General features: G+C 72.2%; 19 protein-coding genes. 12 read left to right on the top strand and 7 right to left on the bottom strand.

Features of this window, described 5'->3' with window-relative positions; all coding sequences use genetic code 11:
* Positions 1-299 precede the first annotated feature (299 nt).
* Positions 300-1,583 (top strand): IS110 family RNA-guided transposase, encoded by a 1,284-nt coding sequence (locus BN12_RS07750; RefSeq protein WP_235432332.1) that lies wholly within the window; start codon positions 300-302, stop codon positions 1,581-1,583.
* An 11-nt stretch (positions 1,584-1,594) separates the two neighbouring features.
* On the opposite strand, the gene BN12_RS07745 is transcribed toward BN12_RS07750, so the two are convergent.
* From BN12_RS07745 to BN12_RS07730, 4 genes are all read right to left on the bottom strand, one after another.
* Positions 1,595-2,551: a complex I subunit 1/NuoH family protein gene (locus BN12_RS07745; RefSeq protein ID WP_048551435.1), complete on the bottom strand. Its 957-nt coding sequence runs from the start codon at positions 2,549-2,551 to the stop codon at positions 1,595-1,597.
* A gap of 55 nt (positions 2,552-2,606) precedes the next feature.
* A complete protein-coding gene (locus tag BN12_RS07740) occupies positions 2,607-3,137 on the bottom strand; it encodes an NADH-quinone oxidoreductase subunit C (protein WP_083454493.1) in 531 nt (176 codons plus the stop codon).
* An 85-nt stretch (positions 3,138-3,222) separates the two neighbouring features.
* A complete protein-coding gene (locus BN12_RS07735; RefSeq protein WP_048551434.1) occupies positions 3,223-3,798 on the bottom strand; it encodes an NADH-quinone oxidoreductase subunit B in 576 nt (191 codons plus the stop codon).
* A 13-nt stretch (positions 3,799-3,811) separates the two neighbouring features.
* The gene (locus tag BN12_RS07730; RefSeq protein ID WP_048551432.1) at positions 3,812-4,171 is read right to left on the bottom strand and encodes an NADH-quinone oxidoreductase subunit A; all 360 of its coding nucleotides are present in this window, start codon (positions 4,169-4,171) and stop codon (positions 3,812-3,814) included.
* Positions 4,172-4,230: 59 nt separating this feature from the next.
* Between BN12_RS07730 and BN12_RS07725 the strand changes: the two genes are divergently transcribed.
* The 5 genes from BN12_RS07725 (at position 4,231) to rarD (ending at position 10,121) form a co-directional block, all read left to right on the top strand.
* Complete coding sequence (locus tag BN12_RS07725; protein WP_048551430.1) at positions 4,231-5,082, top strand: MOSC domain-containing protein; 852 nt, start codon at positions 4,231-4,233, stop codon at positions 5,080-5,082.
* 23 nt (positions 5,083-5,105) lie between these two features.
* Positions 5,106-5,879, top strand: coding sequence for a maleylpyruvate isomerase N-terminal domain-containing protein (locus BN12_RS07720; protein ID WP_083454492.1), 774 nt, complete (start codon positions 5,106-5,108; stop codon positions 5,877-5,879).
* 269 nt (positions 5,880-6,148) lie between these two features.
* Positions 6,149-8,020, top strand: coding sequence for a 2-oxoacid:acceptor oxidoreductase subunit alpha (locus BN12_RS07715; protein WP_048551428.1), 1,872 nt, complete (start codon positions 6,149-6,151; stop codon positions 8,018-8,020).
* On the top strand, positions 8,017-9,105 hold the full coding sequence (locus BN12_RS07710; protein WP_048551427.1) for a 2-oxoacid:ferredoxin oxidoreductase subunit beta: 1,089 nt from the start codon (positions 8,017-8,019) through the stop codon (positions 9,103-9,105). The genes BN12_RS07715 and BN12_RS07710 overlap by 4 nt, the downstream gene beginning before the upstream one ends.
* On the top strand, positions 9,102-10,121 hold the full coding sequence (gene rarD / locus BN12_RS07705; RefSeq protein ID WP_235432331.1) for an EamA family transporter RarD: 1,020 nt from the start codon (positions 9,102-9,104) through the stop codon (positions 10,119-10,121). The genes BN12_RS07710 and rarD overlap by 4 nt, the downstream gene beginning before the upstream one ends.
* A 31-nt stretch (positions 10,122-10,152) precedes the next feature.
* Here the strand turns inward: rarD and BN12_RS07700 are convergent, their stop codons facing one another.
* The gene (locus BN12_RS07700; RefSeq protein WP_048551425.1) at positions 10,153-11,064 is read right to left on the bottom strand and encodes a LysR family transcriptional regulator; all 912 of its coding nucleotides are present in this window, start codon (positions 11,062-11,064) and stop codon (positions 10,153-10,155) included.
* A 119-nt stretch (positions 11,065-11,183) separates the two neighbouring features.
* Here BN12_RS07700 and BN12_RS07695 point away from each other — a divergent pair, with 119 nt between their 5' ends.
* From BN12_RS07695 to BN12_RS07670, 6 genes are all read left to right on the top strand, one after another.
* Positions 11,184-12,107: an NAD(P)-dependent oxidoreductase gene (locus BN12_RS07695; protein WP_048551424.1), complete on the top strand. Its 924-nt coding sequence runs from the start codon at positions 11,184-11,186 to the stop codon at positions 12,105-12,107.
* 106 nt (positions 12,108-12,213) lie between these two features.
* Complete coding sequence (locus tag BN12_RS07690) at positions 12,214-13,521, top strand: efflux RND transporter periplasmic adaptor subunit (protein ID WP_048551423.1); 1,308 nt, start codon at positions 12,214-12,216, stop codon at positions 13,519-13,521.
* Complete coding sequence (locus BN12_RS07685; RefSeq protein ID WP_048551421.1) at positions 13,521-14,246, top strand: ABC transporter ATP-binding protein; 726 nt, start codon at positions 13,521-13,523, stop codon at positions 14,244-14,246. The genes BN12_RS07690 and BN12_RS07685 overlap by 1 nt, the downstream gene beginning before the upstream one ends.
* Positions 14,243-15,469, top strand: coding sequence for an ABC transporter permease (locus tag BN12_RS07680; protein WP_048551419.1), 1,227 nt, complete (start codon positions 14,243-14,245; stop codon positions 15,467-15,469). The genes BN12_RS07685 and BN12_RS07680 overlap by 4 nt, the downstream gene beginning before the upstream one ends.
* Before the next feature lie 2 nt (positions 15,470-15,471).
* On the top strand, positions 15,472-16,419 hold the full coding sequence (locus BN12_RS26465) for a DUF5666 domain-containing protein (protein ID WP_157635400.1): 948 nt from the start codon (positions 15,472-15,474) through the stop codon (positions 16,417-16,419).
* Entirely contained in the window at positions 16,412-18,292 is a 1,881-nt protein-coding gene (locus BN12_RS07670) for an HlyD family efflux transporter periplasmic adaptor subunit (protein ID WP_048551416.1), read from the top strand. Before BN12_RS26465 ends, BN12_RS07670 begins: the two co-directional genes overlap by 8 nt.
* Before the next feature lie 27 nt (positions 18,293-18,319).
* On the opposite strand, the gene BN12_RS07665 is transcribed toward BN12_RS07670, so the two are convergent.
* Positions 18,320-19,624: a D-arabinono-1,4-lactone oxidase gene (locus BN12_RS07665; protein ID WP_048551414.1), complete on the bottom strand. Its 1,305-nt coding sequence runs from the start codon at positions 19,622-19,624 to the stop codon at positions 18,320-18,322.
* A complete protein-coding gene (locus BN12_RS07660; RefSeq protein ID WP_048551412.1) occupies positions 19,621-20,775 on the bottom strand; it encodes an alanine racemase in 1,155 nt (384 codons plus the stop codon). The genes BN12_RS07665 and BN12_RS07660 overlap by 4 nt, the downstream gene beginning before the upstream one ends.
* Between the last annotated feature and the right edge of the window lie 593 nt (positions 20,776-21,368).

Raw genomic sequence — 21,368 nt, 5'->3', positions numbered from 1 at the left:
GCTCACTGGTCTACCTTCCTGATGTCGGCGTTCTCAGATGGAGCGTCGATGCACCCCGGGTGCCGCCAGGTCACTGCCCTGCTCGCTTGACGCCGATGACGTCCACCATGAGATGTGCAGGATCTGGGGGTTGCCCGGGACGTGTGGACCGTCGATAGGGCTGCGCACCAAGACCAGGATTCCTGGTTGCGAGTGCCGATCAGTGAGCGAACCGGCAGGCACGTCTCGGCACCGTGGCCACCCGAGCCATCGAGAGATGAGGGTGCCTCCCCACTGGGTCTAGCAGCGAGGAGGCTGACGTGAAGTCTGCCAGCAACGCCCGAAGTAGTGAACCGTCCACCGGTACCGGCTGCCTGCCGGAGTTCGCGGCCAACGACGTGACCGCCGGCATCGACTGGGCACGTGATGACCACGCCGCATGCATCGTCGATGGCCGTGGCCGACAGGCCGCGGCAACGTTGACCCCCCACACCAGCGCCGGCCTGCGGGACCTGATCGGGTTCCTGGGCCGTCATGGCGTCGGCGAGGTCGCCATCGAACGTCCTGACGGTCCCGTGGTCGATGCCCTGCTCGGCGCCGGCCTGACCGTGGTAGTGATCTCCCCGAACCAGGTCAAGAACCTGCGCGGCCGCTACGGCTCGGCCGGTAACAAGGACGACCGGTTCGACGCCTATGTCCTGGCTGACACCCTGCGCACCGACCGAGCCCGGCTGCGGCCCCTGGTCCCGGACACCCAGGCCACCACCGCGCTGCGTCGTGCGTGCCGGGCCCGCAAGGACTTGGTCAAACACCGCGTCGCGGCAGCCAACCAGCTCCGCGCTCACCTGCGCAACATCCTGCCCGGCGCCGTAGGACTCTTCAAAGACATCGACTCCGAGATCTCTCTGGCGTTCCTGACCAGATTCGACACCCAAGACCGCATCGACTGGCTCACGCCCAAACGCCTCGGCGACTGGCTGGCCAAGCAGGGCTACTCCGGCAAGGTCGACCCTGCCGTCCTGCACCAACGCCTCCTGGACGCCCCCCGCGGCGCCACCGGCGAGTACGCCGCCAGCCAGGCGGCCATCACCGCCAGCTACGTCGCGCTGCTGCAGACCCTGGTCGAGCAGATCAAAACCCTCTCCACCCAGATCGGCCACCAACTCGACACGCACGCCGACGCCCACATCTTCACCAGCCTGCCCCGATCCGGCACCGTGCGCGCCGCGCGCCTCCTGGCCGAGATCGGCGACTGCCGAGCCCGCTTCCCCACCCCCGAATCGCTGGCCTGCCTCGCCGGCGCCGCACCCTCGACCCGCCAGTCCGGCAAGAGCCGCGTCGTCGGGTTCCGCTGGTCCTGCGACAAGCAACTGCGCGACGCCGTCATCGACTTCGCCGCCGACTCCCGGCACGCCAACCCCTGGGCCGCCGACCTCTACAACCGCGCCCGAACACGTGGACACGACCACGCCCACGCCGCCCGCATCCTGGCCCGAGCCTGGCTCACCATCATCTGGCACTGCTGGCAAGACCACCTCGCCTACAACCCCCAAAACCACCAAGCACTCCAACGCCTCCTCAAAACCCAAACCGAGGCGGCTTGACATAGGGCTTCTCATGGGTGCACCACCACGACGACCCCGGTGAGGACGAGCTGGGCGACGGCGAGGGGGACGAGGACGAGCCACGCGAGCCGCTGCAGCTGGTCCTCCCGCAGCCGCGGCCAGGCCACTCGCAGCCAGATGACGACGACGGCGACGACGAACCCCTTGAGCGCCGTCCACAGCCACCCGACCTGGTCGGCGAACGGACCGTGCCAGCCGCCGAGATAGAGGACGGCGAACAGGAGCGACATGACGACGATCCCGGCGTACTCGGACAGGAGGAAGAACGCGAAGCGCAGCCCGGTGTACTCGGTGTACGGCCCGAAGACGATCTCGCTGTCGGCGACGGGCATGTCGAAGGGCGGGCGCTGGAGCTCGGCGACGGCCCCGACGAGGAAGACGACGGCACCGGGCAGCTGCCAGCCGAGCCACCACCAGTGCCAGGCGCCCACGATCGTGTCGAGCGAGAGGGTCCCGGCGGCGATGCATACGGACGCCACGGCGAGGACCATCGGCAGCTCGTAGGACAGCAGCTGCGCAGCGGCCCGCATGGCGCCGACGAGGGCGTACTTGTTGGCGCTCGCCCAGCCGGCCATGAGGGTGCCGAGGATGCCGATGCCGACGACGGCGAGGACGAGGACCGCGCTCGCGGGGACGGGTGCGGCGGCGACACCGGGCATGACGGGGATCGCCGCGATGGCGAGCAGGTAGGGCACGAGGGCGACCGCGGGGGCGAGGCGGAACACCCACCGGTCTGCGGCTCGCGGGGTGATGTCCTCCTTCTGGACGAACTTCACGCCGTCGGCGACGAGCTGGGCCCAGCCGTGGAAGCCTCCCGCGTACATCGGACCGAGTCGGCCCTGCATGTGGGCCATCACCTTGTGCTCGGTCTGCCCGACGAGCAGCGGGAGGACGAGGAAGGCGGCGAGCGCCGACACGGTCCGGACGACGATCTCCAGGACGCTCATCGGGGTCCCCACAAAGTATCGGAGTGACGAAGGAGCGAGGAACTTTGTGGGGTGATCATCGGGGGCCCCACTCCGGCCCCGGGACGCCCGGCGCCTGGACGCGACGGCGGCTCGGGGACTTCGGCGACTCGTGCCCCTCGCCGGGCTCCTTCCCGCCGGGCCACGGCTTGCTCGCCCGGGCGGCGAGGACGAAGGACTTGCGCAGCGGCGTCCCCTCGAACCCCTCGGGCAGCAGGAGGGGACGCAGCCCGAGGCCCGTCCCGTCGTCGAAGCCGGCGAACTCCACGCCGAACATCTCGTGCGTCTCCCGCTCGTGCCACGCCGCCCCGCGCCACAGTGGCGTGAGGCTCGCGAGCGGCTCGCCGTCCGCGACCCGCGTCGTGAGGCGTATGCCGGGGAGCGCCCCGGGCGTCCGGGTCACGTCGAGGAGGCGGACGACGACGTCGAACCCCGGTGACTCCTCGTCGTAGGTGCGGTCGACGGCCGTGAGCCAGTCGAAGCAGGCGAAGCCGCGATCCCGTGCGTCGCGCGCCGCCGGCAGCCACTCCTGCGGGGTCACGTCGAACAGCTCGTCCGCGTCCGTCACGTCCGGCAGCCTAGCGAGAGGTCGTGGCGTCGCGGTGGGCCCGTGCGGCCGTGGAAGCGACGTCCGCTCGCGCGGCGTCGTGCGGTCATGGGGCGCGCAGCACGGGCCTGGTCACCTCGCCGGAGGACGCGGTGCGGTGACCGGCATACCGGTGCTTGCCCTCGATGGCCGAGCCGGACAGCGACTCGGCGGCGATCTTCTCCTGGAGCCGGATGATCCCCTGGAGGAGCGCCTCCGGGCGGGGCGGGCAGCCGGGGACGTAGACGTCGACGGGGACGATCGTGTCGACGCCCTTCGTCACGCAGTACGAGTCCCAGTAGGGGCCCCCGGAGTTGGAGCAGGCGCCGAAGGAGATGACGTACTTCGGCTCGGGCATCTGGTCGTAGAGCCGGCGGATCGCGGGGGCCATCTTGTCCGTGACCGTGCCGGAGACGACCATGAGGTCGGCCTGCCGCGGACCTGGCGCGAACGGGATGACACCGAGGCGGATGAAGTCGTGGTTGCCCATCGATGCGGCGATGAACTCGATGGCGCAGCAGGCGAGCCCGAAGTTGAAGACCCACAGGCTGTAGCGCCGGCCCCAGTTGAGGACGACCTTGATCGGACGCGGGGCGTGCTCGCCGAGCGGTCCGACGCGTGGAGTGGGCAGGTCGACGGTCATCTGCGTGTATGCCCTAGAGCCACCGGAGCAGGCCGCGCCGGGCGGCGTGGGCGAGCCCGACGAGGAGGATGCCGACGAAGACGCCGATCTCGACGAGGGAGACGGGCCCGAGGTGCTCCTCGCGCAGGACGAGCGCCCACGGGAACAGGTAGACCGCGTCGACGGCGAAGATGACGTAGAGGAAGGCGAAGACGACGTAGCGCACCCGCACCTGCGCCCAGCCGCTGCCGATGGGGTCGACCCCCGACTCGTAGGTCGTCGTCCCCGACGCCGTGACGGCCCGTGGCGCGAGGAGCCGGCGGGCGACCATCGCGGCGAGGAAGAGCAGGACGCCCGCGAGGACGGTGGCCCCGAAGACGACGTACCCGCTCATGACCGCCAGCCTAGCGACGGTGGGTCGTGGCCGCGCCGGACCCGGCCTAGCATCGACGGGTGCACGTCGCATCCCTCCACGTCCATCCGGTGAAGTCCTGCGCTCCGGTCGACCTCGCGTCGGCCGACGTCGAGCCGTGGGGGCTCGCCGAGGACCGGCGCTGGCTCGTCGTCGACGAGGCGGGCGAGCGGGTCGGCCCCCTCCGCGACGACCGGATCCTCCACCTGCGGGCCGTGCCGGTCCCGAGCGGCCTGCGCCTCGAGGCACCGGGGCGGGAGCCTCTCGTCGTCCCCCGGCCGACCGACGACCCGTGGATCGCCGTCCTCATCTCGCGCCTGCCGGCCATGCGGTATGCCGGGGACGCGGCGGCCGCCTGGCTCACGGCATACCTCGGGTATGCCGTCCGCCTCGGGTGGCTCGACGATCCCCGCCGCCGGTCGGTATCCCCGAACCACGGAGGGCACCACGGTGACGTCCTCTCCCTCGCGGACACCGCGCCGCTCCTGCTCACGACACGCGCCTCCCTCGCCCGGCTCAACGAGTGGGTCGCCGAGTGGCCGGACCCGGTCGAGCTGCCCATGCAGCGGTTCCGGCCGAACCTCGTCGTCGACGGGGTGCCGGGCGACCTCGAGCCGTTCGCCGAGGACGGGTGGCGGCGGATCACCGTGGGCGGCGTGCCGTTCCGGTTCACCGAGCGGTGCGACCGGTGCGCCGTGACGACGATCGACCCCGTGGGCCTCGCGCACGGGAAGGAGCCGATCCGGAGCCTGGCCCGGCACCGCCGCGAGGACGGCAAGACGTGGTTCGGCGTCCGGATCCTGCCCCTCGCGACGGGGACGATCTCGGTCGGCGACCGCGTCACCGTCGAGGAGACGGCGTCCGTCCGCGTGCTCGACACGGTCCTCCGGTAGGCCGGACGGGAGGAGAGACCGGAATGCCGACGTCTCTGACGTTCGAGGAGCACGGCGACGCCATCGGCACCGCCGCGACCGTCCTGCGCGCCAACGCCGGCGCCGTGCCGCTCGACGTGCCCGTGCCGACCTGCCCCGAGTGGACGGTCCGCGATCTCGTCGCCCACCAGGGGATGGTGCACCGCTGGGCGACCGCCATCGTCGAGGGCGCGGGTCCCCAGGACGTTCCCGAGGAGCCGTTCCTCCGAGAGGCCGACGCGGCCGCGGACCTGCTCGGCTGGTTCGACACCGGCGCGACCGCCCTCCTCCAGGCGCTGTCGACGGCCCCCGCCGACCGCTCCATCTGGTTCTTCCTACCCGACGCGCCGGCGCCCCGGGTGGCCTGGGCCCGCCGGCAGGCCCACGAGACGACGGTCCACGCCGTCGACGCGATGGCCGCCCGGCTCGGACGCCCGCCGGGGGGCGAGGAGGTGTGGTTCGGCGACCGGCTGGCCCTCGACGGGATCGACGAGCTGCTCCTCGGGTTCGTGCCGAGGGACCGCGCGGGCCTGCGGTCCGCCGACCCGGTGACCGTCCACATCGCGCCGTCCCGGACCGACGCTGCGTGGACGGTCGCCCTCTCCCCCGATGCCGCCCCGCTCACGTCGGTGGGGGCTCACGGCATACCGGACGCCGTCCTCTCCGGCACCCCTGTCGAGGTCTACCTCGGCCTGTGGAACCGCGGCGACGCGGTGGTCGTCGAGGGTGACGCCGGCGTCCTCGACGCATGGCGATCGGGTATGCGGGTCTCCTGGTAGTCGGCCTCGGCCAGCCCGCGGGCGGTCGAGGTGGTGCACAGGCCCCGATCGGGTGCCAGATGGCCAAGCCGGGCGGTGGGTGGAGTGGTGCACAGGCCCCGATCGGGTGCCAGATCGCCAAGCCGGGCGGTGGGTGGAGTGGTGCACGGGCCCCGATCGGGTGCCAGATGGCCACGAGGACAGCGACACCCGTGTCTCACTGAGGGGAACCTCACCACGGGGCGCGGCGGACCGGCATACGATCGAAGGGTAAGCCCTGAGAGGAACCCATGAGCAGCAAGACCGTCAAGCAGCTGGACCGCGTCGTCATCCGGTTCGCGGGGGACTCCGGCGACGGGATGCAGCTGACCGGGGACCGGTTCACGTCCGAGACCGCGACCCTCGGCAACGACCTGTCCACGCTGCCGAACTTCCCCGCCGAGATCCGCGCCCCGCAGGGCACCCTGCCGGGAGTGTCGAGCTTCCAGCTCCACTTCGCCGACCACGACGTCATGACCCCGGGCGACGCCCCCGACGTCCTCGTCGCGATGAACCCGGCCGCGCTCAAGGCGAACCTGCGGGACCTGCCCCGCGGTGCCGTCGTCATCGTCGACACCGACGAGTTCACCAAACGCAACCTCGCCAAGGTCGGCTACGACAGCAACCCCCTCGAGGACGGCAGCCTCGACTCGTGGCACCTCCACGACGTCCCGCTGACGTCGATCACCGTCGAGGCGCTCTCCGAGTTCACCGGGCTCACCCGCAAGGAGAAGGAGCGGGCGAAGAACATGTTCGCCCTCGGCCTCCTCTCCTGGCTCTACAACCGGCCGACCGACGGCACGGAGGCGTTCCTCGAGAGGAAGTTCGGCGCGAAGCCGGAGATCCTCGCCGCCAACCTCGCCGCGCTCCGGGCCGGCTGGAACTACGGGGAGACGACGGAGGGCTTCGCCGTCTCCTACGAGGTGGCGCCGGCCGCGATGCCGAAGGGCACCTACCGCAACGTGACCGGCAACACGGCGCTCGCCTACGGCATGGTCGCGGCAGCCCACCGCGCCGGGCTGCCGCTCGTCCTCGGCTCCTACCCCATCACCCCCGCGAGCGACATCCTCCACACCCTGTCCGGCCTCAAGCGGTTCGGCGTGACGACGATCCAGGCCGAGGACGAGATCGCCGGCGTCGGCATCGCGCTCGGCGCGAGCTTCGGCGGCGCCATCGGGCTCACGACGACGTCCGGTCCCGGTCTGGCTCTCAAGGCCGAGACCATCGGGCTCGCCGTCTCCCTCGAGCTGCCGCTCGTCGTCGTCGACGTTCAGCGCGGCGGGCCGAGCACGGGCCTGCCGACGAAGACCGAGCAGTCCGACCTGCTCCAGGCGATGTTCGGCCGCAACGGCGAGTCCCCGGTGGCCGTCCTCGCGCCCCGCTCCCCCGTCGACTGCTTCGCGACGGCCGTCGAGGCGGTCCGCATCGCGACGACGTACCGGACGCCCGTCATCGTCCTCTCCGACGGGTACCTCGCGAACGGCTCCGAGCCGTGGCAGGTGCCGACGACCGGCGAGCTGCCCGACCTCACCGTCGAGTTCGCCACGGCGCCCAACGCGACCGACGAGAAGGGCAACCCCGTCTTCCACGCCTTCCAGCGCGACGAGGCAACGCTCGCGCGCCCCTGGGCCGTCCCCGGCACCCCGGGCCTGGAGCACCGCATCGGCGGCATCGAGAAGGCCGACGTCACCGGCAACATCTCCTACGACCCCGACAACCACGACCGGATGGTCCGCCTCCGGGCGGCGAAGATCGCCGGCATCGCCGACACGATCGCGCCGCTTGCGGTCGACGACCCGAGCGGGCAGGCCGAGGTCCTCGTCCTCGGCTGGGGCTCGACGTACGGCCCCATCGCGGCCGCCGTCCGGGCGGTCCGCAACACCGGCGCCAGGGTCGCCACGGCACACCTGCGCCACCTCAACCCCTTCCCCGCCAACACCGGCGAGGTCCTGCGGTCCTACCGCCGGGTCATCGTCCCGGAGATGAACACCGGCCAGCTCGCCATGCTCCTGCGTGCCCGGTTCCTCGTCGACGTCCGGTCGCACACCGCGGTGCGGGGGCTTCCGTTCACCACTGTCGAGCTCGCCGACGTCCTCGTCCGGGCTCTGGAGGACCTGTCATGAATGTCATCGACCTGGGTATGCCGACGAGCGGCATCGCCAGCGTCCCCCACCTCCCGCAGGACGCGCCGGCGCAGACGAAGCGGGACTTCACCTCCGACCAGGAGGTCCGCTGGTGCCCCGGCTGCGGCGACTACATCATCCTCGCCGCCGTCCAGTCCTTCCTGCCCGAGCTCGGGCTGCGCAAGGAGAACATCGTCTTCGTCTCGGGGATCGGCTGCTCGTCGCGGTTTCCCTACTACCTCGACACCTATGGCATGCACTCGATCCACGGGCGGGCACCGGCGATCGCGACGGGTCTCGCGGCGAGCCGCGAGGACCTGTCGGTGTGGGTCGTCACGGGCGACGGCGACGCGCTGTCGATCGGCGGCAACCACCTCATCCACGCCCTGCGGCGCAACGTCAACCTCACGATCCTGCTCTTCAACAACCGGATCTACGGGCTGACCAAGGGCCAGTACTCGCCGACGTCGGAGGAGGGCAAGATCACCAAGTCCAGCCCCCTCGGGTCCGTCGACCACCCCTTCAACCCCGTCTCCCTCGCGCTCGGCGCCGAAGGCACGTTCGTCGCCCGGACGATGGACTCCGACCGCAAGCACCTCATCGAGATCCTCCGGGCGGCGGCCGCCCACCGCGGCACCGCCCTCGTCGAGATCTACCAGAACTGCCCGATCTTCAACGACGGAGCCTTCGACCTCATCAAGGACCGCGAGCAGCAGGAGGCTCGGCTCGTGCACCTCGAGCCCGGTCAGCCGGTGCGGGTCGGCGCCGAGGACGACCGCCAGACCCTCGTCCGCGACGACACCGGTGACCTCGTCTGGGTCCCGGAGGCACGGGCCCGGCCCGACCGGGTCGTCATCCACGACCCGTATGCCGACGACCCCGCCCAGGCCTTCGCGCTGAGCCGGATCGAAGGCCCCTCCCTCACCCACGTCCCCATGGGCATCTTCCGCTCGGTCGAGCACACGACCTACGACGACGGCGTGCGTGCGCAGGTCCGGGCCGCCCAGGACGCCGCCGGGGGCCCCGCGACCGACGCCGACCTCGACGCGCTGCTCCTCGGTCGCGACACGTGGACCGTGGGGTGACCGACCCGGTCACGCCCGACACCTCGAGCCGAGCACCATCCGCGTCCGCCGCGAGCCCGGTGACCCGGGCCCCCGAGGCGAGCCCGACGGAGAGCCGTCACGGCATCGCATACGGCCTCATCGCCTACGGCATCTGGGGCGCCTTCCCGCTCTACTTCCACGCGCTCGAGCCGTCGGGGGCGTTCGAGATCCTCGCGCACCGCATCCTGTGGACCTTCGTCCTATGCGCCGTCGTCCTCCTCGTGCGCCGCGATCTGCAGTGGCTGCGAGCGCTCCTGCGGTCGCCGCGGCTCTCGATCGGCGTGACCGTCGCGGCGATCGTCATCGCCGTCAACTGGGTCGTCTACGTCTTCGCGGTCCTTTCCGGCCACACCTACGAGGCGGCGCTCGGGTACTTCCTCAACCCGCTCGTCACCGTCGCCCTCGGCGTCGTCATCCTCGGCGAACGCCTCCGCCCGCTCCAGTGGGCGGCGGTCGCCGTCGGCGTCGCGGCGGCGGTCGTCCTCACCGTCGAGGGCGGCGCCTTCCCCTGGATCTCCCTCACCCTCGCCTTCTCCTTCGGGACCTACGGCCTGGTGAAGAAGAAGGTCGGCGCCTCCCTCGAGGCGATGCATTCGCTCGTCGCGGAGACCGCCGTCCTCGCGCCCTTCGCCATCGGCGTCATCGTCTACCTCCACGTCCGAGGCGATGGCACCTTCCTCGGGCACGGTGGCCTGCACCCGACCCTCCTCGTCCTCGCCGGCCCGGTGACGGCCGGGCCGCTGCTCCTCTTCGCCGCGTCGGCCCGGCGCATCCCGCTCGTCACCGTCGGGCTCATCCAGTTCATCACCCCGGTGCTCCAGCTCCTCACCGCCGTGTTCCTCCTCGACGAGCATGTCTCGACGGGGCTGTGGGTCGGGTTCGGCATCGTCTGGATCGCGCTCGTCCTCCTCACCGTCGACTCGCTCCGGTCGTGGCACGCCCACCGGCCGACGGTCGCCCAGGAGTGCGCGGTGGACGGCGCCGAGGCGCATTGACCGGGCTCCCAGCCGCCCGGTCCCCCGCAGATCACTCCCCGACGGCCTCCCGCATGCGGGCGGTGGCCAGCTCGACGACTGCTCGGGCCGGGCGCGACAGGGCCGCCCCACGACGGTGGACGATCGCGAACTGGTCGAAGAGGCGGGGCCGCAGCGGAGCGCTGAAGAGGGGTGTCCGCAGGAGACGCTGCTGACGCCCGACGATGCTGCGCGCCGTGATGGCGTCGGCGAGACCGAGGGCGGCGACCTCGAGGGCCGTCTCGACGTTCTCCACCTCGACGACCGGCTGCAGGCTTCCTCCGGCGTCCTGAACCCTGCGCTTGAGCTGCTGCCTCGTGTAGTCGTTGTCACCCCAGGTGACCTCGGACAGGACGAGAGGGGCCGCCGCGAGGGTGGCCGCGCTGACGGCCTGCCGCGCTCGGTCCGGATCCGCGCTCACGTAGACGATCTCGTCGCGGGCGACGGGCACGATCCGCAGGGCCTGGTCGTCGACCGGCAGCGCGACGAGAGCGGCCTCCAGCTGCCCCCGACGCACCGCCTCGATGACCTCCGTCGAGTTCTGTCCGACGAGCGCCAGCCGGGCCGACGGGAACCGCTGACGGACGTCGGCGACGAGCTGGGCGGCCAGGTACAGGTGGGCAGCGCCGAACAGGCCGAACCGGATGATGCCGGTCACGGCGTAGTCGACGTCGGCCACCGCCCGGCTCCCCCGATCGACGGCGTCCAGCGCCTCCTGGGCATGGGGCACGAGGGCCATGGCCGCCTCGGTGGCCACCACGCCGCGACCGACCCGGTGGAACAGCGTCGTCGACAGCCCCCGCTCCAACAGGTGGATCTGCTGGGACAGTGACGGCTGGGCGAGCCCGAGAGACTCGGCCGCCCGGGTGAACGACCCGTGCTCGACCGTCGCGAGGAAGCAGCGGAACTGATGGAGCGTGACCAAGGGTTCTCCTATGGAATGGAGAGGTTGGATAGGCTACCTCGATGTCCTGTCACGCCCTACCGTGAAGGTCACGTCCTGGTCGCGGATCGACCGGGAACCGGTCGGGAAGGGTGCGTGCCGTGGTCTCTCTGGGGTTCGTCGGTCTGGGCAGCATGGGCGGCCCGATGTGTCGCCGGCTGGCGCAGGCGGGGTATGCGGTGACGGCGTTCGACCTCGATCCGGCGAAGCTGGCGGAAGCGGTCGACGCAGGAGCGGTGGCGGCCCGGTCCCCCGCCGAGGCGGCATCCGTCGCCGACATCTTCCTCACCTCGCTCCCGCACCCCGCTCATGTCGAGACGGTCATGGTCCAGGCCGGCGCCTTGGGCGCCCTGCGTGACGGAGCCGTCTGGGTCGACCTGACGACCAACCGGATCGAGCTCGTCCAGTGCCTGGCGGACCAGGCGCCTCCCGGCGTGCGGGTCGTCGACTCGCCGGTGACCGGCGCCGTGGACGGAGCACGGACGGGGCGACTGACGCTCTTCGCCGGCGGAGACGCCGAAGCGGTCGCGACGGTGGTCCCGGTGTTGAGCCGGCTCGGCGAGGTCATCGTCTGTGGTCCCCTGGGCTCGGGCAACGTCGTGAAGCTCGTGACCAACCAGCTGTGGTTCGTCGCCGCGGCCGCGATCGGCGAGGGCTTCGCAGTCGGCCTGCGCCACGGGGTCGCCCTCGACACACTGTGGACCGCGATCCGCAGGTCGGTCGGTGACTCCTTCGTCGCCCAGCACGATGCGCCGTCGATCTTCGCCGGCCACTACGACCCGTCGTTCACCCTCGACCTGTGCCTGAAGGACCTGCGCCTCATCGGTGAGCTCCAGGAGGCGGTGTCGGCCCGGCTGCCGCTGACCGACGCGGCCCGCGACGCCTTCGCCACGGCCGCCGAGCGGTATGGCACCGACGCTCCGGAGCTGACGGTGGCCAAGCGCATCGAGGAGGACGCGGACCTCTCGTTCCGTCTCGAGGGGACGTGGGTCGCGCCCTGGGAGGTCACCACTCCCTCGACCTGAGCGGTTCCCCGACGGACGACGCGGGCACAGCGGGCGCACAGTCCCACAGCGGGCGCATAGGTCCGGACAAGACGGGGCTCAGACCACCGACCTATCGTCCGCTTCCGTGAGCGTCTTCCATCGTGTGCGGCGCGGCTGGCGCCGCGGCCTCAGCCTGTCCGTCGCCGCCGCCGCGCTCATCGCCGTGGGTGCCGGCGGCGCCATCTGGTGGGAGGGCCGGGCCGACGCCTCGAGCGCGACGACGACCCGCACCCAGCTCGTCGCCGCGTCGTCGGGGACGGTCAAGCAGACTGTTTCGGCGTCCGGGACCCTGTCGCCAAAGAACACCTCGACGGCCACGTTCGGCTCGAGCGGCACGGTCACCGATGTGGATGTCGCCGTCGGCGACAAGGTCACCAAGGGCGAGACCCTCGCGACGATCGACGACGACGACCTCCAGGACGCCGTCGACCTCGCCGAGGCGTCGGTGACGGCGGCCGAGGACCAGGTGGACTCGGCCACGGCGGGAACCAGCGCCGCGGCGTCCGCGCAGGCCCAGCTGACCTCCGCCGAGCAGAGTCTCACCCAGGCCGAGCAGGCCCTCGCGGGCGCGACCCTCAAGGCACCGCTCTCCGGCATCGTGTCGAGCGTCGGCTACGCCGTCGGCGACACGACGGGATCCGGCTCGTCGGGGACCTCCGGTGGGAGCGGTGGGAGCGGTGGCACAGGCGGGACCGGCGGCACGGGGTCGAGCAACGCCGGCGGCAACGGTTCGTCCTCGAGCGACTCCTCGAGCGGCATCACGATCGTCGACACCTCCTCGTGGGTGGTCGACGCGACGGTGTCGTCGAGCGATCTCGCACAGCTGAAGAAGGGCCTGCAGGCGACGATCACGGGGACGGGAAGCCAGTCCTCGGTGTTCGGAACGGTGAGCAGCATCGGGGTCGTCGCCTCCTCGACGACGAGCGGCGCGGCGCAGTTCCCCGTGACGATCGCCGTCACCGGCAACCCCGCCGGCCTGCACGCCGGCACGAGCGTCACCGTCGCCATCACGACCAAACAGCTGAGCGGCGTCCTCACCGTGCCCACCCTCGCCGTCACGACGACGAACGGCCGGACGACCGTCACCGTGAGCAAGGACGGCAAGCAGACGGTCACCCCCATCACGATCGGCGGCGTCTACGGCGCGCAGACCGTCGTCACCAAGGGCCTGTCGTCGGGCGACGAGGTCGTCGTGACCTACCGGACCTTCGCCCCGGGTGCCGGCACGGGCGGCACGGGGACGCGCCGCACCGGCGAGGGTGGCTTCGGGGGCTTCGGCGGCGGGTTCGGCGGTCAGGGAGGCACCGGCGGGTTGCAGCGGAGCGGCACCGGCGGAGCCGGCGGGTTCGGGGGCAACGGCACCGGCGAGGGCGGCTTCGGGGGCAACGGCTGATGACGACGGCACCGCTGCCCGACCCGGCCGGCGACAGCGCCCTGCTGCGCCTGGACGACGTCGGCAAGACCTATCGCTCGGGGAACCTGGAGGTCGAGGCGCTTCGGCACGTCACGCTCAGCGTCGCGGCCGGGGACTACGTCGCCGTCATGGGGCCGTCCGGGTCGGGCAAGTCGACGCTCATGCACATCCTCGGCTGCCTCGACGTGCCGACGACGGGGACCTACCTCCTCGCCGGCGAGGACGTGAGCACGATGCGGGAGGACCAGCTCGCCGACGTCCGCAACCGCCGAGTCGGCTTCGTCTTCCAGCAGTTCAACCTCCTCCCGACGATGCCCGCGTGGCGCAACGTCGAGCTGCCCCTCGTGTATGCGGGGATGCACCGCGCCGAGCGCAGGGAGCGGGCCGTCGAGGCGCTGGCCCGGGTGGGGCTCGCCGACCGGGTCGACCACCGTCCCGGCGAGCTCTCGGGCGGGCAGCAGCAGCGCGTGTCGGTCGCCCGGGCGCTCGTCACCGAGCCGACCCTCATCCTCGCCGACGAGCCGACCGGCAACCTCGACAGTCACTCGACCGAGGACGTCCTGTCCCTCTTCCACGAGCTGCACGACCAGGGCCGGACCATCGTCCTCATCACCCACGAGCACGACGTCGCCGCCCAGGCCCGCCGGCAGGTGCAGATCCGTGACGGGCGGCTCCTCGACGCCACGCTGGCGGGTGCCCGGTGACCTGGACCGAGACCCTCCGGACGGCACTCGAGGCGATCCGCGCGCGCCGGATGCGGTCGGCGCTGACGACCCTCGGCATCCTCATCGGCATCGCCGCCGTCATGCTGACCGTCGGCCTCGGCCAGGGCGCGCAGAAGCAGGTCGCGAGCCAGATCGACAAGCTCGGCTCGAACCTGCTCATCGTCTCCCCCGGCAGCTCGACGAGCACGACGGGCATCCGCGGCGGGCGGGGCTCGGCGACGACGCTCACGACCGCCGACGCCGCGACGCTCAGCGACGACCGGGTGGCCCCCGACGTCGAAGCGGTTGCGCCGCAGTCGAGCACGTCGCAGTCGCTGACGGCCGCCAGCACGAACTGGACGACGAGCGTCGTCGGCACGACCCCGTCGTGGGTCCAGGTCCGCGCCCGCACCCTCGCCTCCGGGCGCTTCTTCACCGACGGGGAGGTCGACTCCGCCCAGCCCGTCGTCGTCCTCGGCGCGACGACGGCGCAGGAGCTGTTCAACCGGCAGGATCCCGTCGGCCAGACCGTCACGATCGGCAGCCAGCCGTTCACCGTCATCGGCGTCCTCGCCGAGCTCGGCTCGACCGTCGGCGAGGACCAGGACGACCAGGCGGTCATCCCCGCGACGACGTACGCCACCCTCATCTCGCCGTCGTCCGGCACGAGCGTGTCGACGATCTACGTCGAGGCGCGGGACGAGAAGTCGCTCTCCGCGGCATACCAGGAGACCTCCAACGCCCTCCTCACGAGCCACGGCGTGACGAGCGCCACCGCGGACTTCACGGTGAGCAGCCAGCAGTCGATCGTCGAGACCGCGACGTCGACGAGCCGGACCCTCACCGTGCTCCTCGCCGGCATCGCCGCGATCTCCCTCCTCGTCGGCGGGATCGGGGTCATGAACATCATGCTCGTCTCCGTCACCGAGCGGATCCGTGAGATCGGCCTCCGCAAGGCGCTCGGGGCGACTCCCCGGGTCATCCTGCGGCAGTTCCTCACCGAGGCGAGCCTCCTCGGGCTCGCGGGCGGCCTCCTCGGACTCGTGCTCGGCGGCGTCGGGGCGGCGGTCCTGCCCTCCCTCATCGACCAACCGGTGACCCTCTCGGCGACGGCGGCCCTCCTCGCCCTCGTCATCTCCCTCCTCATCGGCGTCGTCGCGGGGGTCTATCCCGCCGGCCGCGCCGCCCGACTGTCCCCCATCGACGCCCTGCGAAGCGAGTGATCATGTCCCAGCACCACCGTCTCCTCCCGGCCCGCTCGTATGCCGCGCTCTCCGCCGCCGCGCTCCTGAGCCTCGCGCTCGCCGGCTGCGGGTCGTCGGGATCGGGGTCCGCCGGCTCCTCGACCTCCACCGCGGCCCCCTCGTCGGCCGCCGGCGCCGGTGCCCGCGGTCAGGGTGGCGGCGCTCGTCCCGGGACGTCCGGGCTCATCGCCGCCGTCGACGGCAAGACCCTCCAGGTGCAGGGGCGTTCGGAGCAGACGGCGGTCACCTACACCTCCTCGACCCGGATCACCGACGAGGCGACGGTGAAGGCCTCCGCCCTCAAGGTCGGCGACTGCGTGAACGCCCGGCCGGCGCGGTCCTCCTCGACCTCCACCGGGTCGCCGACGGCGCAGCCCACCCAGCCCTCGACCATCGCGGCCGCGACCGTGCAGATCACCTCCTCCGGCGGCTCGACGTGTGCGGCCGGGTTCGGAGGCGTCGGCGGGTTCGGAGGCGGCGCGGGCGGCCGGGGAGGCAACGGAGGGACGCCACCTTCCGGTATGCCGACCGCCGGCGGAGAGGGGATGCCGTCCAGCGTGCCGTCGGGCCGGCCGGGCGGCGGGGGCTTCGGTGGGTTCGGCGGCTTCGGCGCGGTCGGCAAGGTGACGAGCGTCGGCGACGGCACGTTCACCGTCGCGGCCGTGACCTTCGAGCGGCCGAGCACCTCCTCGTCCTCGTCGGCCTCACCGACGACGTCGACGCGCCCGGTCACGGTGACCTTCACCGGGTCGACGACGTTCACGGCGCGGGCCACGGCGACGGCCTCGGCGATCAAGGTCGGCCGGTGCGTGACCGCCCAGGGGAAGACCGACGACACCGGCGCCGTCACCGCGACGGCCCTCTCGCTGAGCGCGGCCGTCGACGGGCAGTGCACGGGCGGCTTCGCGGGGGGCTTCACCCGTGGCTGAGTCGCGGACCAGGCTCATCCGTCGGGTCGCCGCCGGATGTGCCGTCGCCGTCGTCCTCGCGGGGGCGTACCTCGTCGTCGGCACGAGGGACAGCGACGCGGCGACCTCCTCGCTCGTCACCTCCACCGCCTCGCTCGGTGACGTGACCCAGACGGCGACGCTGTCGGGCACCGTCGAGCGCGTCGACGAGGTGTCGGCGACCTTCCCGACGGCGGGCACGGTGACCTCGGTGAAGGTCGCGGTCGGCGCCTCCGTGCGGGAGGGGCAGACCCTCGCGACGATGGACACGACCGACCTGAAGCAGTCGGTCTCGGTGGCCCAGGCCGATCTCGTCGCAGCCCAGGCCGCCCTCGAGGATGCCGAGGACGGCACGAGCTCCACGTCCGCCTCGGGCGCGACGTCCACGTCGGGCTCCGGCTCCGCGTCCGCGGCTCGCGCGACGACCTCCGGGTCGACGGCGACGGCGACGGAGGCGTCCGTCGTCTCCCGGTCGGACACCTCGGCCCGTCGCTCGACGAGCACCGGCCACGGATCGTCCGCCAAGCCCGTCGACACCTCCAAGGCCGGCTCCTCGGTGGCCTCGACGTCGACCCTGCTCGCGGCGGCCCAGACCGCGTGCGCCCCGGTCGTCACGCCTCCGTCGACCGGCACGACGACCCCCACCCCGACGAGTCCAGCGACGACCCCGACCCCGACGAGCACAGCGACGATGACGCCGACCACGGCGTCGTCGAGCACGACGACCTCACCGAGCTCCACCTCCTCCAGCACCACGTCCCCGAGCCCGACCTCCTCCAGCCCGACCTCCTCGAGCCCGACCTCGCCGGGGCAGGGCCCGAGCGGCCCGACACCCGAGCAGGTCAGCGCGTGCATCACCGCGATCGGCAAGGCCATCGCCTCGGCCAGGGACTCGGCGACGGTCCTCTCGTCCCTCTCCCGGCAGATCGAGCAGGCGGCCGACGCGCTCCAGCGGCAGGCCGCGACGGCGACGACGGGCACCTCCTCGGCGGGCTCCGGCACGTCCCGCGGCAGCGGCGGCACCGGCGGTTCGGGCGCCGACTCGACGCCGAGCGGCCGCAGCGGGTCGAGCGGGTCGTCCGGAGCCGGAGGTGCTGGGTCCGGAGGACAGGGCGGCGGCCAGAGCACGGCATCCCTGCAGGTGGCCGTCCTGAAGGACCAGCAGGCCCTCGCCGCGGCGCAGCAGAACCTCGCCGGCGCGACGCTCAAGGCCCCGATCTCCGGGGTCGTCGGATCGATCGGCATCGCGACCGGCCAGGCGGCGTCGACGAGCGACGCGATCGTCGTCGTCGGCAAGGGGTCGGCCGTCCTCACGGCGACGGCGAGCCTGGCCCAGATCGGGGCGATGCGGACCGGCCAGGCCGTGACCGTCACCCCCGCCGGCACGTCCGCCCACGTGCCGGGGACCATCGCGAGCATCGGTGTCGTCCCGGCCGACTCGACGAGCTCGGCCCCGACCTACCCGGTGCGCATCACCGTGTCCGATGCCCCCCAGACCCTGGCGACCGGCTCGCGCGCCTCGGCGACGGTGACCCTCGCGTCGGCGCGGAACGCCGTGACCGTCCCCGTCTCCGCGCTCTCCGGTGTCTCCTCGAGCAGCTCGACGGTCGAGGTCCTCGCGCACGGCACGGCGACCCCGACGCGGGTCACCGTCGGCGCCGTCGGGGGCGGCGAGGCACAGATCACCGCGGGCCTGAGCAAGGGCGCGGTCGTCGTCATCGCCGACCGCTCCGTGGCCCTGCCCTCCAGCGACTCCACCGCGCTCCGGCGCACGGTGGTCGGAGTCCCGGGGGGCGGCTTCACCGGCGGTGGGGGCGTCGGAGGGGCCGGCTTCGGCGGGCCGCCCGGCGGATAGGGCCGCCGGCCCCGGCCATCCGTCGGGTCAGGGGCCGAGGACGCGGTCGAGGTAGGCGTTGGTGAAGACCCGGTCCGGGTCGAGGCGGTTCCGGACGTCGACGAACTCGCCGAAGCGGGGATAGCTCTCGTCGAGCTCGGCCGCCCCCAGGGTATGCAGCTTGCCCCAGTGCGGGCGTCCGCTATGGGAGCGGGCGATCGCCTCGAAGGCGGCGAAGTACCGGCGGTTGTCCATCCGGTGGTACTGGTGGACCGCGAGGTAGGCCGTGTCCCGCTCGTATGCCGTGCTGAGCCAGATGTCGTCGGCCGCGGCGAACCGGACCTCGACGGGGAAGGGGAGGAACTCGTCGTTCGCCTCGATCCAGGCCTTGAGCTCCAGGAGCGCCGGGACGAGAGCCGCCCGCGGCACGGCATACTCGCTCTCGGTGAAGCGGACGGTGCGCCGGGTGCAGAACACCCGGTAGGACCGGTCGGTGAACTCGCGCGCGGACAGCGCCCGGGCGGAGACCTGGTTGACGCGCGGCGCGAGGCTCGGCCGCCACGCGACGAGGCGGTTGATCCCCTCGAAGACGACGTTCGACAGGAGGTGGTCGTCGAGCTCCTCGCGCCACCGTGGCAGCGGCCTGCCGGGGTGGAGGGCGTCGACGACCGTGTTGCGCTTGGTGAGGACCCGCTCGGTGTGGGGGAACCAGTAGAACTCGACGTGCCGGTCGGTGTCGGCGACCTCCTGCACCGACTCGAGGAAGGGCATGAGCTCGGCGGGCCGCTCGACGGCGCGCAGGCGGTAGGCCGGCACGAGCTGGAGCTCCACCTCGGTGAGGACGCCGAGGGCGCCGAGTCCGACGCGGGCGGCCTGGAAGAGGCCCGGGTCCTCCTCGGCGCTGCAGCGGACCTCGGTGCCGTCCGCCGTGACGAGGGTGAGTCCGCAGACGGCCGCTGCGAGGCCCTGGAGTCCGGCGCCCGTGCCGTGGGTTCCCGTCGAGATGGCCCCGGCGATGGTCTGGGCGTCGATGTCCCCGAGGTTGGGCATGGCCAGGCCCAGGTCCCACAGGAGGGGGTTGAGGTCGCGCAGCGTCGTCCCCGCTCGGACGCGGACGCGCCGCCGGGTGTCGTCGACGGCGACGATCCCGGTCAGCGCATCGAGCCGCAGCTGGTCCTGGGCGGGAGCCGCGATGCCGGTGAAGGAGTGGCCGGAGCCGACGACCTTCACCTTGCGCTGCTCCTTGTGGGCGGTCCCGACGATCTCGGCGACCTGGGAGGCGCGCTCCGGCCGGTGGAGACGGTCGACGGCCGCGTGCTCGTTGCGTCCCCAGTTCGTCCACGACTGGCTCATCCGAAGTTCTTCCCCTCGCCTCGGTACGTCGGTGTCGCCTCCACGTAGCGGTCGCCGCGGACGAGGTGGAATGCGTCGAAGCGCTCGGCGAGCTCGCCGGCCTTCGCATGCCGCAGCCAGATGCGGTCGCCGAGGCGCAGGTCCTTCGCGCTGCTCCCCCGGACCGGGGTCTGCACCTCGCCGGCGCCCTCGCTGCGCAGGAGCGAGAGGCCCCGGTCGACGAGGGTGGGCAGCCGCTTGGCGTCCGCCGGGCCGCTCGCGTGGTAGCCGCCGGAGAAGCCGGTCGCGATGGAGCGCGCGGGTCGCCGGACGACGGGGATCGCGTATGCCGCGGCATGCCTCGGCCGGAAGCTGCGATAGCCGTCGAACAGCCCCGGCCCGTAGAGACCGGACCCCGCGGCGAGCTCGGTGAGGACCGGGTCGTCGTGCAGGAGGTCGAGGCTGCCCGTGCCGCCGCCGTTGACGAACTCGATCGCGCCGTGGCCGTCGACGGCGTCCCGGATCGCCGCGACGACGGGACCGCGCCGCTCGCGCAGCTGCGCCATCGAGCGGGACTTGACGGCGTCGAGAACCCGGCTGTCCGGCATACCGGCGACCTGGGCGTCGTAGAACATGACGCCGACGACCTGCATACCGAGGCGGATGGCGTGGCGCGCGACGGCGGCCGCCTGCTTCGGCGTGCGCAGGGGCGACCGGCGGACCCCGAGGTGAACGGGGCCGACCCGCAGCGACGCGTCGACGTCGACGGCCACCCGGACCGGCTCGTTGCCGGGGATGCCCGCGAGGAGGTCGACGTGCTCGGTCGAGTCGATCGCCACGCAGATCCGCCGCGCCGCGTGCTCGTCGGACCGCAGCCGCTGCAGCGCGACCCGGTCGACGCTCGGGTAGGCGACGAAGACGTCCTCGACACCGTTATCGACGAGCCAGAGCGCCTCGGCGACGGCGTACGCCATGACCCCGCGGAACCCCTCGTGCGCGAGGGCGCGTTCGACGAGTGCCCGGCAGCGCAGGGACTTGGACGCGAGCCGGATGGGCGTCCCGGCCGCTCGACGCACGAGGTCGTCGGCGTTGGCGTCGAAGGCGTTGAGATCGACGACGGCGAGCGGTGCGGTGAGGCCGGCGGTCGCACGGTCCCAGGCGGTCTGGCTCACCGCGCCAGACTATAGGTCCGCCCGCCTCCCTCCTGCCGCCCCTGCACCGATACCTCGACCCGGCCGGCCCCCTTCGGAGCCGAGGTACAAAGATCCCGCCAGACGGTCACCCCATACCTCAACCCAGCCGGACCCCCTCGGAGTCGAGGTACAAGAACACCACCAGACGGTCGCCCCATACCTCGACCCGGACGGACCCATTCGAGTCGAGGTACAAGAACACCACCAGACGGTCACCCCATACCTCCAACCGGACGGACCCCCTCGGAGTCGAGGTACAAAGATCCCGCCAGACGGTCGCCCGCGCCTCGACTCGGTGACCCCGCTCGGCACGTGCGGGCTTGTCGTGGTCCGGACCCCTTCCCGAGACGCGAACACCTCGCCACATGCGGAGGACCCAACACCGAACGTGCACTCCATACCTCGACCCTCGCCGAGCCCTGGGAGTCGAGGTACAAAGACACCACCGCCCGGTCACCCCATACCTCGACCCAGCCGGACCCTTTCGAGTCGAGGCACAAAGATCCCGATACAAGTCACCGAATAGCTCGACTCGGTGACCCCGCTCGGCACGTGCGGGCTTGTCGTGGTCC

This window comes from Nostocoides japonicum T1-X7 (assembly GCF_001046855.1).
GTDB lineage: Bacteria > Actinomycetota > Actinomycetes > Actinomycetales > Dermatophilaceae > Nostocoides > Nostocoides japonicum.
The sequence above is the reverse complement of the archived record's forward strand: the minus strand, read 5'-3'. Positions and strand labels throughout refer to the sequence as shown.

Excerpts from the sequence above, each read along its gene's own strand:
- BN12_RS07685 (WP_048551421.1), top strand. The coding sequence starts at position 13,521 with ATGACGACGGCACCGCTGCCCGACCCGGCCGGCGACAGCGCCCTGCTG.
- BN12_RS07735 (WP_048551434.1), bottom strand. The coding sequence starts at position 3,798 with ATGACCGTCGACCTGCCCACTCCACGCGTCGGACCGCTCGGCGAGCAC.
- BN12_RS07745 (WP_048551435.1), bottom strand. The coding sequence starts at position 2,551 with ATGAGCGTCCTGGAGATCGTCGTCCGGACCGTGTCGGCGCTCGCCGCC.
- BN12_RS07665 (WP_048551414.1), bottom strand. The coding sequence starts at position 19,624 with ATGAGCCAGTCGTGGACGAACTGGGGACGCAACGAGCACGCGGCCGTC.
- BN12_RS26465 (WP_157635400.1), top strand. The coding sequence starts at position 15,472 with ATGTCCCAGCACCACCGTCTCCTCCCGGCCCGCTCGTATGCCGCGCTC.
- BN12_RS07710 (WP_048551427.1), top strand. The coding sequence starts at position 8,017 with ATGAATGTCATCGACCTGGGTATGCCGACGAGCGGCATCGCCAGCGTC.
- BN12_RS07720 (WP_083454492.1), top strand. The coding sequence starts at position 5,106 with ATGCCGACGTCTCTGACGTTCGAGGAGCACGGCGACGCCATCGGCACC.
- BN12_RS07715 (WP_048551428.1), top strand. The coding sequence starts at position 6,149 with ATGAGCAGCAAGACCGTCAAGCAGCTGGACCGCGTCGTCATCCGGTTC.
- BN12_RS07730 (WP_048551432.1), bottom strand. The coding sequence starts at position 4,171 with ATGAGCGGGTACGTCGTCTTCGGGGCCACCGTCCTCGCGGGCGTCCTG.